At 62.7% G+C, this 14,633-nt stretch carries 12 protein-coding genes; 7 read left to right on the top strand and 5 right to left on the bottom strand.

Features of this window, described 5'->3' with window-relative positions; all coding sequences use genetic code 11:
- Positions 1–23 precede the first annotated feature (23 nt).
- Complete coding sequence (locus G5134_RS17875; protein WP_065016859.1) at positions 24–1,649, bottom strand: methyl-accepting chemotaxis protein; 1,626 nt, start codon at positions 1,647–1,649, stop codon at positions 24–26.
- A gap of 118 nt (positions 1,650–1,767) precedes the next feature.
- Between G5134_RS17875 and G5134_RS17880 the strand changes: the two genes are divergently transcribed.
- Positions 1,768–2,322, top strand: a complete 555-nt coding sequence (locus tag G5134_RS17880) for a YqgE/AlgH family protein (protein WP_005303325.1) — start codon at positions 1,768–1,770, stop codon at positions 2,320–2,322.
- A 46-nt stretch (positions 2,323–2,368) separates the two neighbouring features.
- The gene (gene ruvX, locus G5134_RS17885; RefSeq protein ID WP_005303327.1) at positions 2,369–2,791 is read left to right on the top strand and encodes a Holliday junction resolvase RuvX; all 423 of its coding nucleotides are present in this window, start codon (positions 2,369–2,371) and stop codon (positions 2,789–2,791) included.
- A gap of 45 nt (positions 2,792–2,836) precedes the next feature.
- Here ruvX and dtpB read toward each other — a convergent pair whose 3' ends face one another.
- Together dtpB and blaAQU are read right to left on the bottom strand one after the other, a co-directional pair.
- Positions 2,837–4,339, bottom strand: coding sequence for a dipeptide/tripeptide permease DtpB (dtpB, locus tag G5134_RS17890; RefSeq protein WP_005303329.1), 1,503 nt, complete (start codon positions 4,337–4,339; stop codon positions 2,837–2,839).
- A gap of 556 nt (positions 4,340–4,895) precedes the next feature.
- Complete coding sequence (blaAQU, locus tag G5134_RS17895) at positions 4,896–6,038, bottom strand: AQU family class C beta-lactamase (RefSeq protein ID WP_065016858.1); 1,143 nt, start codon at positions 6,036–6,038, stop codon at positions 4,896–4,898.
- A gap of 192 nt (positions 6,039–6,230) precedes the next feature.
- On the opposite strand from blaAQU, the gene G5134_RS17900 reads away from it, so the two are divergent.
- From G5134_RS17900 to G5134_RS17910, 3 genes are read left to right on the top strand one after another with little or no spacing between them, the layout of a single operon-like run.
- Positions 6,231–7,151: an AAA family ATPase gene (locus tag G5134_RS17900; protein WP_065016857.1), complete on the top strand. Its 921-nt coding sequence runs from the start codon at positions 6,231–6,233 to the stop codon at positions 7,149–7,151.
- Positions 7,151–8,137, top strand: coding sequence for a DUF58 domain-containing protein (locus tag G5134_RS17905; protein ID WP_065016856.1), 987 nt, complete (start codon positions 7,151–7,153; stop codon positions 8,135–8,137). The genes G5134_RS17900 and G5134_RS17905 overlap by 1 nt, the downstream gene beginning before the upstream one ends.
- Positions 8,124–10,091 (top strand): transglutaminase TgpA family protein, encoded by a 1,968-nt coding sequence (locus G5134_RS17910; RefSeq protein WP_065016855.1) that lies wholly within the window; start codon positions 8,124–8,126, stop codon positions 10,089–10,091. Before G5134_RS17905 ends, G5134_RS17910 begins: the two co-directional genes overlap by 14 nt.
- Positions 10,092–10,418: 327 nt before the next feature.
- Here the strand turns inward: G5134_RS17910 and G5134_RS17915 are convergent, their stop codons facing one another.
- Entirely contained in the window at positions 10,419–11,861 is a 1,443-nt protein-coding gene (locus G5134_RS17915) for an alanine/glycine:cation symporter family protein (protein WP_005298492.1), read from the bottom strand.
- 742 nt (positions 11,862–12,603) lie between these two features.
- Between G5134_RS17915 and tal the strand changes: the two genes are divergently transcribed.
- Positions 12,604–13,554: a transaldolase gene (gene tal, locus G5134_RS17920; RefSeq protein ID WP_010633233.1), complete on the top strand. Its 951-nt coding sequence runs from the start codon at positions 12,604–12,606 to the stop codon at positions 13,552–13,554.
- 160 nt (positions 13,555–13,714) lie between these two features.
- Positions 13,715–13,897, top strand: a complete 183-nt coding sequence (locus G5134_RS17925; RefSeq protein ID WP_005298488.1) for a DUF3545 family protein — start codon at positions 13,715–13,717, stop codon at positions 13,895–13,897.
- Between the two features lie 51 nt (positions 13,898–13,948).
- Here G5134_RS17925 and G5134_RS17930 read toward each other — a convergent pair whose 3' ends face one another.
- A complete protein-coding gene (locus G5134_RS17930; protein WP_329273392.1) occupies positions 13,949–14,497 on the bottom strand; it encodes a hemerythrin domain-containing protein in 549 nt (182 codons plus the stop codon).
- Positions 14,498–14,633 lie beyond the last annotated feature (136 nt).

The following is a 14,633-nucleotide window of genomic DNA, read 5'->3' on the forward strand; positions in this document are numbered from 1 at the left end:
CCATCTATCCAGCATCAGTCCCCTCAGCAGCGGAATTGCCCCACCTTCTCCTTGAGATCCCCCGACAGCTGCTCCAGCTCGTGACAGTTCTGGTTGAGCTGGGTGGCCGCCCCGGTCGATTCGGTCGCGATATGGGCGATATTGACCACATTGCGGGTGATCTCCTCGGCCACCTTGCTCTGCTCCTCCGCCGCCGTGGCAATCTGGGTATTCATCTCGTTGATCACGTTGACCGAGCTGACGATCTCGCCGAGCGCCTGACCACAAGCCAGCACGGTACGGTTGGACTCCTCCACCTGCTCCAGCCCCTGCTCCATGCTGCTGGCCGCCTGATTGGCCCCCTGCTGCAACTTGACGATGGTCTTGCCGATCTCTTCGGTGGAGCGCTGGGTACGCTGGGCCAGGGTGCGTACCTCGTCGGCCACCACCGCAAAGCCGCGCCCCTGATCCCCTGCCCGCGCCGCCTCGATGGCGGCGTTGAGGGCCAGCAGGTTGGTCTGCTCGGCGATGCCGCGAATGGCGTCCATTACGCTGCCGATGTCCCGGCTGTCATCCGCCAGCTGGGTGATCATGGCTGCCGTGTTCTGGATCTGGGAGGAGAGGTGTGACATGCGCGCAATGGCATCCTCCACTATCTGATGGCCGTGCCGTGCGCTGTCGTCGGCATGACGGGCCGCATCGGCCGCCTGGTTGGAGCTGTTGGCCACCTCGGCTACCGTGCTGCTCATCTGGTTCATGGCGGTCGCGGTCTGATCCGTCTCCGCCTGCTGCTGGGCAAACCGCTGGCGGCTCTCGACCCCGATATGGGCCAGCTGGGCCGATGCCCTGGCAAGCTGCTCGGCAGTCTCGTTGATCTGGGCGATGAGGCCGCGAAAATGGCGGATCACCTCGTTGAGGGAGTGCGCCAGGCTGCCCATCTCATCCTTGCGCAGCACGGGGGCCAGCCGGCTCAAGTCGAGATCCGTCTGCATGCCGCGCAGGATCTGCCCCATGGCCGCCAGCGGCTGGCTGACGCTGCGCCCGGCCCAGATCCCGATGAACAGGACGCAGCCCCCCACCACCACAAACAGCGCGACAAACAGCTGGGTCAGTTGCTGCCTGAGCTGGTTGAGCTCGGCCACGTTCTCTTCCGCCTCCTGCAGCTGGAACGCCACCTGATCGCTCACCGCATCGCTGACCGGGTCGATCATCTGATAGAGCGGCATGATGGCGGCGGCGAGCGCCGCGTTGTGTTCGCCCGGCGAACCGTCCAGCAGCCCCATCACCTTTTCTATCTCCCGGTTGGCGGCGGCAAACAGCGCCTCCACCTTGTCCGCCCGTCTGCGCTCCTCGTCACTCATGTCGTGGTTGCGATACTGGCGCCAGATGGTGGCGATCTCCTGCTGGGCGGCGCTCATGTCGGCCTTGGAGCGAGCCGGCTCGAAGCCCCCGACGTTGGCCTTGTTGGCGGCATCGATCACCTTGACCGCATAGAGATCGGCGATCTGCTTGAGCTCCTTGAGCTGGACCACCTCCCCCTGATACATGGCGTTGATGCCGGTCATCAGCCGGGACATCGCCTGGGTTGCTCCTATGACCAGCAGCAACAGCGCCAGCAGGGGAACCACACAGCCCAGGATCAACTTCTGCCTGATTGAAATACCTTCCATGGCTTTCTCTCCACTGAAACAGATTGACTGGTCTGAGCCAGCCGCCCAAAAAGCGGTTTTGCCAGACGAAGCGAGCTGCCATAATTGACTGCAAATACCTTTGCAATATTTGGCCCATATGCAAACACTGCAAAATCACTTCCTGCTCGCCATGCCGAGCCTCACCGACCCCTATTTCGAGCGCTCGCTGGTCTATCTGTGCGAACACAACGAAGAGGGCGCCATGGGGCTGGTGGTCAATATTCCGGTGGACATGTCGCTGGAGACCATGCTGGATCAGCTCAAGCTGGCACCGCCCGCCAACCCGGAACTCAAACAGCCGGTGCTGCAGGGGGGGCCGGTTCACGCCGATCGCGGCTTCGTGCTGCACAGCTTCCGCCCCGGTTTCAACTCCACCCTGCAGGTGGGGGACGAGCTGATGGTCACCACCTCCAAGGACATACTGGAGACCCTGGGTACCGAGGAGGCACCGGCGCACTGGCTGGTGGCGCTCGGTTACGCCGGCTGGAGCGCGGGGCAACTGGAACAGGAGCTGGTGGACGGCGCCTGGCTGGTGATCCCCCCCAATCCGGATCTGGTGTTCAAGACCCCCATCCACCAGCGCTGGCAACGCGCCGCCGCCAGCATCGGGGTCAATCCCGTTCACCTGTCCAGCGACATCGGCCACGGCTGATGCAATCTGCTGTGCAATTTGCGACGCATTCTGAGGAAATTACCCAATGTCATCACGCAGTATCATGGGCTTTGACTACGGCACCAAGAGCATAGGGGTCGCCATCGGTCAGGAGCTCACCGGCACGGCCCGCCCGCTGCGCGCCCTCAAGGCCAACGACGGCATCCCCAACTGGGACGAAATAGACAAGCTACTCAAGGAGTGGCAACCGGACCTGCTGGTGGTGGGTCTGCCGCTCAACATGGACGGCACCGAGCAGGAGATCACGGTGCGCGCCCGCAAGTTCGGCAACCGCCTGCACGGCCGCTTCGGCAAGCAGGTGGAGTTCAAGGACGAGCGGCTCACCACTACCGATGCCCGCGCCCGCCTGTTCGAACAGGGTGGCTATCGGGCGCTGGAAAAGGGGAGCGTGGATGGCGTCTCCGCCCAGCTCATCCTGGAAGCCTGGATGGAAGAGCAATACGACTGATCTGCCGGGGTGAGGCGCTCGTGCGCCTCACCCCTTCTGCCCCTCTCAGGCCTTGGCCTGCGACAGTTCCTCCTCCTCGCCATGGCGCTCACCGGCCTGCATCATGCGGTTGAGCCAGGGCACCATCAGCCCCATCACCCCCGCCACCAGCAGAGTCACCAGACCAATCTTGCCGAACACGTCCGTGTAGATGGGCAGGGTCTGCAGCGGATCCGTCACCCCTTGCGGCACCGCGGTAAAGGTCGCCACATAGCCCCCAAGCAGGGAGGCCATCGCCTGGGTCAGGAACCACATGCCGAGGATGAAGCCCATCAGCCGCTGCGGCACCAGCGCCGCCACCATGGCCAGCCCCAGGGCGCTGATCATCAACTCCCCCAGACTCTGGAACAGATAGATGAGCACCATGAACCAGGGTGAGGTGAGCCCCTGCGCATCGGCAAACCAGATGCCGGACGCCGCCGCGGTGAGAAAACCGAGGGAGCAGAACAGCATGCCCAGGGTGAACTTGAGCGGCATGGTGAGATCCCGCCCCTGGCTGCCCAGCCGGGTATAGATCATCGCCAGCACCGGGCTACCCAGCACCACCCAGAAGGGGTTGAGCGCCTGGAAGCTGACCGGGTTGACGGTCACCCCCAGCATTTCATGGTGCATGTTGTTGATGGCAAAGAAGTTGAGCGAAGTCGGCATCTGGGCATAGAGCACGTAGAACACCACCGCCTCCAGCATCAGCACGAAGGCCACGTACATCTTGTTGCGCCCGACGCTGTCGAGCTTGAACGCCTCGCGAAAGAAGAAAACCACCACGGCCAGGGTCACCGTCATCAGCACCATGTTGGCGATCACCACGTGGTGCATCAGCCAGGCGCAGAAGAAGACCAGGGCGACTGAACCCAGCAGCACCAACAGCAGTTTGCCGTAGTCGAGCGGCAGGTGATCGGGGGCCGAGCCTATTCCCTTGACCATGCGGCGGCAGGCGAAGAAGGTGAGCAGGGCGATCACCAGGCCAACCCCGCACAGGTTGTAGGTCACTGTGTAGCCGTAGTGATCGGCCACCACGGGAGCCAGCGACAGGGAGATGAGCGAGCCGACGTTGATCGACATGTAGAACAGGGTGAAGGCACCATCCAGCCGGGGATCCCCGGGCTCGTAGCACTTGGCGAGCAGGCTGGCGGGGTTGGCCTTGAACAGGCAGTTGCCGACGGCAATGGTGCCCAGTGCATAGAAGATGAGGTCGGGGTTGTAGATGGACATGCCGGTCATGAAGTAGCCGATGACCAGTACGATGGCCCCCAGCACCATGGTGCGCTTGGTCCCCAGAATATGGTCACCCACGTAACCGCCCACCGAGATGAGGCCGTACACCAGCGCCGAGAAGGCACCGAAGGTGATGAAGGACTGCTCCTGGGAAAAGCCCAGCTGCTGGACGAAGAACACCGCCAGCAGGCCCTGGACGCCGTAATAGCCGAAGCGCTCCCAGAGCTCGACGAAGAAGATCATGAAAAAGGGTTTTGGTTGTTGCAACAACCCGGTCGGGGTGGATGGACGCATGCTAACCTACCTGTCTGTATGTATTTTCTTATTCATGTGAGCGGCCCCGCAGCCGGGTTGGCCAGGGGGCGCAAGCTTGCTGCCGCGATGCAGACGAAGGGGGGAACAGGCCGACTGGCCCGGATGGGGTGATGCTGAGGGGGCGATGGTTTTCGCCATGCCATGAACCTCCCTGCTCGGGTCATCGATCCCTTGCTGGCGGCAGACCGAATATCGGCGGGCAACCAAAAATGGGGGATCGAACGGGCCTTCCTCTCCTGCCGCGACTCGCTTCCAGTCAAGATGGCCCGGCATTCACCGCATAACGTTAAAACATCGAGCAATCATCACTATTTATGATAATTAACCACATATGAAGCAAATAAGCCGTAGATCACACTTGTAACTATGCCATTGGTGAAGTTTTCTAATATGGCGGGATTAGTTTTGTTAATCTCAAACGGGTCTTTGTTTTGCTGCTGCCCCCAGACCAGATGACAACGCCGGGCAAAGCCCGGCGTTTTTCAGAACAGGTGGGTCGCGGCAAATGGCGCCGTGACCCGCGGCCAGTGCCCGATCAGGGAGCCAGCTTGCTCAGGATGGCGTGGGCCGCCTTTACCCTCTCCTGGATGGGGTAGTTGCGGTTGGCCAGCATGACGATGCCCACTCCCTTGGCCGGCACGAAGGCCACATAGGCGCCAAAGCCGTTGGTCGAGCCGGTCTTGTTGAAGAGCCGCTGGCTCCCCATCTCCTTCGGCGCGGCCGTCGTCGGATTGGCCTTCATGATCACCTGGGCCGAGTTGCCCGCCAGCAGCGTCTGCTCGCTGACCGGATAGGGGTAACTCTCCCAGCCCAGCCCCTGGGTCATCTCGCCTACCGAGTAGCGCCCTTGGTGGGTCAAAGCGATGGCCTGCTGCAATCCCTTGTCATCCACCCCCTTGATGTTGGCCTTCACGAAGGCGAGCAGATCCGCCGAGCTGGTCTTGATGCCGTAGGCCTCGTCCGCCAGCACCCCTGGCGTGACCCTGATGGGCTTGTCCTCTTTCGAATAGCCATAGGCGTAGTTCGCCATCGCCTGCTTCGGCACATTGATATAGGTGTGATGCAGGCCGAGCCCTGGCAGCAGGGTCTGCTCCATCAACTGGGCAAACGGCTGCTGCAGACTGCTCGCCGCCAGATAGCCGAACAGGCCGATACTGGGGTTGGAGTACTGGCGATGGCTGCCTGGTTGATAGGCCGGCGTCCACTGGCGATAGTAAGCCTGCATCTGCTCGAGCGATTCCACCTCGTCGGGGAATTGCAGCGGCAGACCCCCGGCACTGTAAGTGGCAAGCTCGGCCATGGTGATACCATCAAAGGCGGAGCCCTTGAGCCAGGGAGCGTGCCGGCTCACCTTGTCATCCAGCCCAATGCTCCCCTTGACCACGGCGTAGGCCCCCAGGGTCGCGGTCAGGGTCTTGCTGACCGAGCCAATCTCGAACAGGGTCTGCTCGCTGACCTTCTTCCCCGTCGCCAGCTCGGCAACCCCGTAGTTGAAGTAGTGGGGTTGCCCCTCTTTGAACACGGCTACCGCCATGCCCGGGATCCTGTGCTCTTTCACCAGCGGACGAATGACGTCATCCACTACCCCGACCAGCGGATCGGCGGGAGCGGCCTGGGTGAGGGGCGACAGCAGCAGGGCGCTCAGCGCCAGCAACGACAAGGGTGAGGTTTGCTTCATGACGATAGATCTCGTGAGGTTGGAAAGCCGCCAGCATAGCGGGTCAATATGTGGCGAACATGAGCACAGGTGAAGTCTGTGTGAAGTCGCGCCTCAAATCATCCGGATTCAATGGGTTATATGCAACTTATCCTCTTGCCACCGAACTGGCGTATTAAGCTGTAGGGGCAACGACACCGAGGGGAGGCACCCGTGCAGACACAACCACAGATAACCCGGCTGCTGACGGCATTGGAGCAGGTGATCCTGGGCAAGCCGCTGCAGCTCAAGATTGCCCTGGTGACCCTGCTGGCCCGCGGCCACCTGCTGATCGAGGATCTGCCCGGCATGGGCAAGACCACCCTGGCCCACGCCCTGGCGCAGGTGCTGGGGCTCGACTGCCGGCGGGTGCAGTTCACCGCCGACCTGCTGCCGGCCGACCTGCTGGGGCTGCAGATCTTTGACCCCCAGCAGCAGCAGTTTCGCTTTCACCCCGGGCCCGTCTTTGCCCAGGTGTTGCTGGCGGACGAGATCAACCGCGCCAGCCCCAAGGTGCAGAGCGCCCTGCTGGAGGCCATGGCCGAGGGCAAGGTGAGCATCGAGGGGCAGAGCCACCCGCTCCCCTCCCCCTTCTTCGTCATCGCTACCCAGAACCCGGCGGATCAATCGGGCACCTACCCCTTGCCGGAATCCCAGCTCGATCGCTTCGCGGTGCGCCTCTCTCTGGGCTTTCCGACCCCGGAGGCGGAGCGGCGGCTGCTGCGTGGGGGCAGCCAGAGCGCCCCCCTCGCGCGCCAGCTCGATGCCGCAGATCTTGCCGCCCTGCAGGCAGAGGCGGCGCAGATCCACCTCGCCGATGCCACCCTCGACTACCTGCTGGCACTGGTGCAGCAGAGCCGCTTCGATGCCGAGCTGCCGCAGCCGCTCTCACCCCGCGCCGCCCAGACCCTGCTGGCGGTGAGCCGGGCCTGGGCGCTGGTGGCGGGCCGCCGCTTTGTCAGCGTGGAGGATGTGCAGGCGGTCTTCCCCTATGTGGCCGAGCACAGACTCAGGGGCAGCTTTGGGGTGCAGCGCGGGGAAGCCTGCCCGCTCAGCCAGCGCCTGCTGGCCCGAGTCGATCCGGATCGTCCCTGATGAACTGGCGCCAGCGCAGAGCCAGGTGGCAGCAAGGCTGGCTGGCCCGGCGCATCCCGCCAGCCCGCCAGCTCACCCTGCAGGGGCGCTGTCTGTTCATTCTGCCCACCCGGCTCGGCCTCTGCTATCTGCTGGTGATGCTGGCCATCTATCTGCTCGGCACCAACTACCAGAACAACCTGGTGTTGCTGCTGGCCTACGGCCTCGGCAGCCTGTTCATGGTCACCATGTGGCTCACCCACCGCAACCTGCTGGGACTAGCCCTGCTGGGGGGGCCTGCCGTGCTGGGAGAGGTGGGCAGCCCCTTGCCCATGCGCATCACGGTGCGCAGCGAACGGCCGCTGCAGGCACTGCAGTTTTCCCTCAATGAAGGGCGGCTCTGGCTGGCGCAGGTGGATGTGGTGCCCCAACCCCTGCTCCTACCGGTGCTGGGTACCCGGCGCGGGCGACTGCCGCTGGAGAGGCTGCGAGTGGAGAGCCGCTACCCCCTCGGCCTGTTTCGCTGCTGGTCGCTGCTGGATTTGCAACTGGAGGGCTGGCTCGCCCCGGCCCCGGCGTACGGCCCATTGCGCGGGGAGGCCGCGACCGACGCGGCGGGTAACCGGGGACAACCCACCCCGGCCTCGATGGGAGATTTCGACATGCTGCGGGCCCACCAGAGCGGGGAGCCGCTCAGCCGGGTTGCCTGGAAACAGCTCGCCCAGGGGCGCGGCCTGCTAGTGAAGCAGTTCTGCGAGCCGGGACAGGATGATACCCACCTCTCCCTCTCCCGGGTTGGCGGCCAGGATCTCGAAGCGAGGCTGGCGGTGCTCGCCTGGTGGTGTGGCGACTATGCCAAGCGGGGCATTCCCTTCAGCCTGACCCTGGCGGGCCGAACGCTCGGGCCGGACAGCGGCCCCGCCTTTTTGCAGCGCTGCCAACTGGCACTGGCCCGCCTCGACGCCCGGGAGCCGATGCAGGAGACAGACCTCGATGCTGCTCGATAACCGGCGCCTGCTGCCGCTGCTCGCCCTGCTGCAGTTGCTGCTGATCCCGGCCCTCTGGCCCCAGCTGCAGCTCTGGGTGATGGCCGTCTCACTGCTTGCCCTTGGCGTGCGGGCCATGATGCTGTGGCGGGGCTGGCGCCCGCCGCCCGCCGCAATGCTGGCACTGCTGGCCATACTGGGCGTGGCGCTGCTGGGCTGGCAGTGGCGCCAGCTCGGCACCCTGCCGGCCCTCATCAACCTGCTCTGGCTCGGCTACGGCCTCAAGCTCATCGAGGTACGGCGGGAGCGGGATGTGGAGCAGGTGCTGCTGCTCGCCTTCTTTCTGGTCGCGCTGGCGCTGGTGCAGCGCCAAAGCATGGGGTGGGCCCTGGCGATGGCGGGGGCGCTCTGGCTGGCAGTCACCACCCTGCTGGCGGCGGTGCAGCCTCTCGGCCGACGGCTGTGGCTGCGCGCCGGCGTCACCCTGCTGCTGGCCGCGCCCCTGCTGCTCACCCTGTTCCTGCTGCTGCCAAGGCTACCGCCGCTCTGGCAGATGCCAAGCAGCAACCGCGCCCTCTCCGGCCTCTCGGAGGAGGTGGCCCCCGGCGACATCAGCGAGCTGGTCAACTCCTCCGAGCTCGCTTTTCGCATCAGCTTCGCCTCAGCGCCCCCCCTGCCCCAGGAGCGCTACTTCCCGCTGATGCGCCAGGAGCTGTTCGATGGCCGCCGCTGGTTGTTAAGCGATGAGGTGCGCCGCTGGCAACAGTCCCAATCCGTGCAGACGCAGCCGGCGGCCAACCCGGCGACACCGCTGCCTGCCGGCGGCTATCAGGTGATCGCCGAGCCCCAGCGCCACCGCTGGACCCTGGCCCTGGCCGATCCCGAGGTGCTGAGCGGCCCGGTCACCTTGAGCCCCCTCGCCACCCTCTATCGCCAGGATAGGGGGGATGGCCGCGTCAGCTACCGGGTCAGCACGGCCGCCACGGCGCCACCAGCCAGCCAGGCGACCCGCCAGCTCAACCTGCAGCTGCCCGCCACCGGCAACCCCAAGGCACGGGCCCACGCCCTGATGCTCAAAGCTCGCCATCCGGCGCCAGAGGCGCTCGCCGCCGCCCTGCTGGGTGAGTTTCGTCAGGGCGACTTCTACTACACCCTGCAGCCACCACGGCTGGGGCAGGACGGGGTGGATGATTTTCTGTTCGAGAGCCGGCGCGGCTTTTGCGGCCACTACGCCATGGCCACCGCCTTCGTGCTGCGGGCGGCCGGCATCCCGGCCCGGCTGGTGACCGGCTACCTTGGCGGCGAGTGGAATCCGAGGGGCAACTATCTGGAGGTACACCAGTTCGATGCCCACGCCTGGGTGGAGTATCTGGATGAGCAGAACCGCTGGCAGCGGCTCGATCCCACCGCCGCGGTGGCGCCCCAGCGCATCGAGGGGGGTATGCCGGCGGCCCTGGCTGGCGAGTTCGCCGCCGCTGACCCGCTCTCTTTGCAGCGCTATCGCAACTGGGCCCTGCTCAACCAGCTGCGCTGGTGGGGGGCCAACCTCGATTACCAATGGACCCGCTGGGTACTCAACTATGATGCGGCCAGCCTGTGGCAACAGCTGGGGCAACGCTGGCCGGCGCTCTCAGGCCATACCCACTGGCTTATTCTGGCCGCCCTGTCGGGGGTGGCGACTCTGGTGGGCGGGCTGCTGCTCTGGCGCGGCCCAACCCCGGCGAGACTGCGGCTATGGCAGCCCCTGCGCCGGCGCGCCGCCCGCCACGGCTGGCAACCGCTGGCAGGAGAGAGCCTGGCCAGCTGGTGCGAGCGCCTCGCCGACCTCAGACCCTCGCTGGCGCGGCCGCTGCGACAGGGGGCCTGGCTCTACCGGCGCTGGCGTTATGCCCCGCTGTCACCCATTCAGCGCCAACGCACCCTGCACCAGTTGCGGCGCCGGCTGCGCCAAATCTGCCGGCGCTGGGATGCATAAAGCTGACGGCCAGACAGCATCAACACACCTTGCACAAGGTACGGTGACGACTGCGCCAGATCTGCCGGAGCTGGGATGCACACGGCTGACGGCCAGGCAGCGTCAACATACCTTGTGCCAGTTGCGACGACTACGTCAGATCTGCCGGTGCTGGGATGCCAACAGCTGACGGCAGTGTAGCGTCAACACACCTTGCACAAGGTACGGCGACGACTGCGCCAGATCTGCCGGCGCTGGGATGCCCACAGCTGACGGCGATGAAACGGCGCCCAAACAAAAGGGGAGCCCATGGCTCCCCTTGTTATCAGACAACGGCGACTGCGAGGCTTATGCCTGTTTGCTGTTTTGCGCCGGATTGTCCCAGATACCCTCTTCCAGCTGGCTGCGGATCTCGGGGTACTTGTTGGCATCGAAGGTGGGCAGCTTGCCCAGCTTGAGCTGGTCGTTGTAATCCTTGGCTAGCTTGATGGCCACCCCGGAGAGCAGCAGGATGGCCACCAGGTTGACGATGGCCATCAGTCCCATGGAGACATCCGCCATGGCCCACACGGTCGGCAGCTCGCCCACCGAACCGAACATCACCATTCCCAGCACGAACAAGCGGAACAGCATCAGGCCGCCCTTGTGGTTGTGCTCGAGGAACACCAGGTTGGTCTCGGCGTAGGAGTAGTTCGCCACTATGGAGGTGAAGGCGAAGAAGAAGATGGCCGCCGCGATGAAGATGTTGCCACCGCCACCGATCTGGGAGGAGAGCGCCCGCTGGGTCAGCTCCACCCCGGTGATGCCGGAGCCCGGTTCAAACTGGCCGGACATCAGGATGATGGCGGCGGTACAGGTACAGATGACGATGGTGTCGAGGAACACCCCCAGCATCTGCACATAGCCCTGGGAGGCTGGGTGCGGCGGATAGGGCGTCGCGGTCGCGGCGGCGTTGGGGGCGGAGCCCATGCCCGCTTCGTTGGAGAAGAGGCCGCGCTTGATGCCGTTGATCATCGCCTGGGAGATGGCGTAACCCAGCGCACCCGAGCCTGCCTGCTCAAGACCGAGAGCGGACTTGATGATGAGGCTGAACACGCCCGGCAACTCGTGAATGTTGACCAGCACCACGAACAGCGCCATCAGGATGTAAGCCAGTGCCATGAAGGGCACCACCAGCTCGGCGAAGCGGGCGATGCCGCGGATGCCGCCGAAGATAATGAGGCCGGAGAGCACCACCAGAGCCAGACCGCTGACCCAGTCGGGGATGCCGAAGGCCACGTTCATCGCCAGGCTGATGGAGTTGGCTTGCACCGCGTTGAACACCAGACCGAACGCCAGGATCAGGCAGAGCGAGAACAGCACCCCCATCCAGCGCATGCCGAGCCCCTTCTCCATGTAGTAGGCGGGGCCGCCACGGTAGTTGCCATCCTCATCCTTGACCTTGTAGAGCTGGGCCAGGGTGCTTTCAACGAAGGCGGTCGCCATGCCGATGAAGGCGATCAGCCACATCCAGAAGATGGCGCCCGGGCCACCCAGATAGATGGCCACCGCCACACCGGCCAGGTTGCCGGTGCCGACGCGGGCGGCAAGGCTGGTACAGAGGGCCTGGAAGGAGGAGATACCGGCCTTGTCTGATTTGCGGCTGTTGCGCAAAACGGAAAACATGTGGCCGAAGTGGCGGACCTGGATAAAACCCAGACGGAAGGTAAAGAAGATGCCGACGCCGATGAGCAGGTAGATGAGCACGGCTCCCCACATCAGGTCGTTAATCATTGCGATCAAGGTGTCCATATTTCTCTCGTTGTTATCACATCCATGGTCAGTCTGCGCTGACCCCTTGCTGTCGATTTCTGAATTTGCGGTTCACTAAAGGGGCGGAATCTAGCATAGCGAAGGAGTTCAGAATAGTGATCGGGATCACTACGGAAACAAAAAACGAGCGTTTTAGCGCAATAAAGCTTCATTTAACTCGCAAAATTTCAACAAAACTGAGAATCCAATCAATCGGCCAACAAATTAGACCCATAAGAAAACCTTTTGGCAATTATCTACATAGAGGTAGAAGCGGGAAAAAGGAGGCAAACCATTACGCAAGCGTTTACCCGTCGGGGATGCCAAAACGGCCCGGTTTCGCCAAACGTTTTACACGTAATAAAATTTCAAGTAGCTGACCACACAATTTATGTGATCGATAGCACAAAACAGATAATCAACCAAAAAAGTTGTTTTTGACGAAGGATAATTTCAGCGACTAAAAACAGATAAAAGTCGTTTTTTATCAAACACTTTTATCCACTCCTTCCCGCCTGCGCCAGGGAGTGGCTGATAAGCATACAGCCCCCCCTATTGCAGGATGCGCCACATCCGTATTAATTAGGCAGGCAATGACGATGGGGCCTGCCCATCGCGCTTTTCTGAGCCTGAGTCGCCGGGATTTTGTAATTTTATTTCAGAACTGTCGTCTCACGCCCGCCACCCCCGAGCCTGCGTCCTCACCAAGAGAGTGCGCCCTCATAAAGAGATGATATTTGCCATGGCCGATAAATTAACCCAGCTGAAAGCCCTGACCACAGTTGTCGCCGACACCGGCGATATCGAAGCCATCAAGCGCTACCAGCCCATCGATGCCACCACCAACCCCTCTCTGGTGTTGAAGGCATCCGAGATCCCCGAGTACGCGGCGCTGATCGAAGACGCCGTCACCTGGGCCAAGGCCCAGAGCCAGGACAAGGCACAGCAAATCATCGACGCGGGCGACAAGCTGGCGGTCAACATCGGTCTGGAAGTGCTGAAGATCGTCCCGGGCCGCATCTCCACCGAAGTGGACGCACGTCTCTCCTTCGACACCGAGGCCAGCATCGCCAAGGCCCGCAAACTGATCCGTCTCTACAACGACGCCGGCATCAGCAACGATCGCATCCTGATCAAGCTGGCCTCCACCTGGGAGGGGATCCGTGCCGCCGAGGTACTGGAGAAAGAGGGTATCCAGTGCAACCTGACCCTGCTGTTCTCCTTCGCCCAGGCCCGTGCCTGTGCCGAAGCCGGCGCCTTCCTGATCTCCCCGTTCGTGGGTCGCATCCTCGACTGGTACAAGGCCAAGAACGGCCGTGACTACACCGCCAGCGAAGATCCGGGCGTGGTCTCCGTCACCTCCATCTACAACTACTACAAGCAGCACGACTACCCGACCGTGGTCATGGGTGCCAGCTTCCGCAACACCGGCGAGATCCTGGAACTGGCCGGCTGCGACCGCCTGACCATTGGCCCGGCGCTGCTGGAAGAGCTGAGCAAGGCGGAAGGTGCCGTGGTTCGCAAGCTGGACTACACCGGCGAGCGCAAGGCCAAACCGACCCCGATGACCGAAGCCGAATTCCGCTGGGAGCTGAACCAGGACGCCATGGCTCACGAGAAGCTGGGCGAAGGCATCCGCATGTTTGCCATCGACCAGGGCAAGCTGGAAACCATGCTGGCCAGCCGCCTCTGATCGCTGCGCCATCTGCCGACAAAAACCGGGTTCCCGCAAGGGCACCCGGTTTTTTTATGGGCGCAGGATCCGCTGTCATGGGTTCGTCACGAAAACGTTTTATTTTCAATGCCGGTATGTTATACGGATGGTGAAAACGAGAATAACCAAGGAGGGAGCCATGGAAATGTTCAACTTCGATTATGAAGATGTAGTTGAGCTCGGTTCACGTAGCCGCGGGACAACGGGAAAAAAACGTAAATGGCGTGAGATAGAGGCGTTGAAAGACAAGCACCGCCTGCAGAAGGAGCTGCAATCCATCGACATCGCCTACGAAGGTCTCTCAGACGAGATCGAGTTGTAAAAACAAGGCCCCGGTTAACCGGGGCCTTGTTTTTCAAGGGAGTGTCGACCCTCAGGAAGAGATCGGCAGCGACAGGCGTCTGGCCAGTTCCTGAAAGTGCTGGCTGATCTCGGGCCCGAACAGGGGATCCCCGATGGCGCGGTTCTGCCAGACCTGCTCGAGGTGACGCCAGTCATCCTCGGTCAGCGAGTCGCGCAGATGGGGGAAGATGACCCCCTCTTCGTAGTTCATGTGCGCCTCCTGCAGCGCCACGAACTGCTCCAGCTTGGCGGTGAACTGATCGAGCGGAATGACCGCATCCATCAGGATCATCTCCACCATCTCCCTGAGCTCGGCACCGGCCTCCACCAGCTTGGCATGCTCCAGTTGCAGCCGGTTGGCCACATCCCCTTCCACTACCCGGTACTTGAGGTAATAGTCATAAATGATGTCTTCCTTCGGATGGTGATACTTGTCCGATACCTCCCGCAGGTAATCCACCACATCGCGGATCAGGAAATAGCTGACCCTTTCTTCGCTGCGAATGGCCGCCAGCTTCTGCTTGAGCAGACCCAGCAACCGGGCGATGTTGAGATGATCCTTGTGCAGACTCGCTAACATGGGCACTCCTTGCGCTGAAATGAAACGATTCTGATCCGAGTATACGGCCATTTATCGCGCCAACTTTGCACTCAATCAAGTCAGCTGCAGACAAAACGGCCAGTGGCGCATGCTGCCCCACCCTCCCGACCGAGCA

It is taken from the genome of Aeromonas sp. 600276 (assembly GCF_049175815.1).
In the GTDB taxonomy this organism is placed as follows: Bacteria; Pseudomonadota; Gammaproteobacteria; order Enterobacterales; family Aeromonadaceae; genus Aeromonas; species Aeromonas dhakensis.

What these genes read in the sequence shown, in the direction of transcription:
- blaAQU (WP_065016858.1), bottom strand. Translation starts at nt 6,038, where the DNA reads ATGAAGCAAACCTCACCCTTGTCGTTGCTGGCGCTGAGCGCCCTGCTG.
- G5134_RS17930 (WP_329273392.1), bottom strand. Translation starts at nt 14,497, where the DNA reads ATGTTAGCGAGTCTGCACAAGGATCATCTCAACATCGCCCGGTTGCTG.
- G5134_RS17925 (WP_005298488.1), top strand. Translation starts at nt 13,715, where the DNA reads ATGGAAATGTTCAACTTCGATTATGAAGATGTAGTTGAGCTCGGTTCA.
- G5134_RS17910 (WP_065016855.1), top strand. Translation starts at nt 8,124, where the DNA reads ATGCTGCTCGATAACCGGCGCCTGCTGCCGCTGCTCGCCCTGCTGCAG.
- G5134_RS17915 (WP_005298492.1), bottom strand. Translation starts at nt 11,861, where the DNA reads ATGGACACCTTGATCGCAATGATTAACGACCTGATGTGGGGAGCCGTG.
- dtpB (WP_005303329.1), bottom strand. Translation starts at nt 4,339, where the DNA reads ATGCGTCCATCCACCCCGACCGGGTTGTTGCAACAACCAAAACCCTTT.
- tal (WP_010633233.1), top strand. Translation starts at nt 12,604, where the DNA reads ATGGCCGATAAATTAACCCAGCTGAAAGCCCTGACCACAGTTGTCGCC.
- ruvX (WP_005303327.1), top strand. Translation starts at nt 2,369, where the DNA reads ATGTCATCACGCAGTATCATGGGCTTTGACTACGGCACCAAGAGCATA.
- G5134_RS17905 (WP_065016856.1), top strand. Translation starts at nt 7,151, where the DNA reads ATGAACTGGCGCCAGCGCAGAGCCAGGTGGCAGCAAGGCTGGCTGGCC.
- G5134_RS17880 (WP_005303325.1), top strand. Translation starts at nt 1,768, where the DNA reads ATGCAAACACTGCAAAATCACTTCCTGCTCGCCATGCCGAGCCTCACC.
- G5134_RS17875 (WP_065016859.1), bottom strand. Translation starts at nt 1,649, where the DNA reads ATGGAAGGTATTTCAATCAGGCAGAAGTTGATCCTGGGCTGTGTGGTT.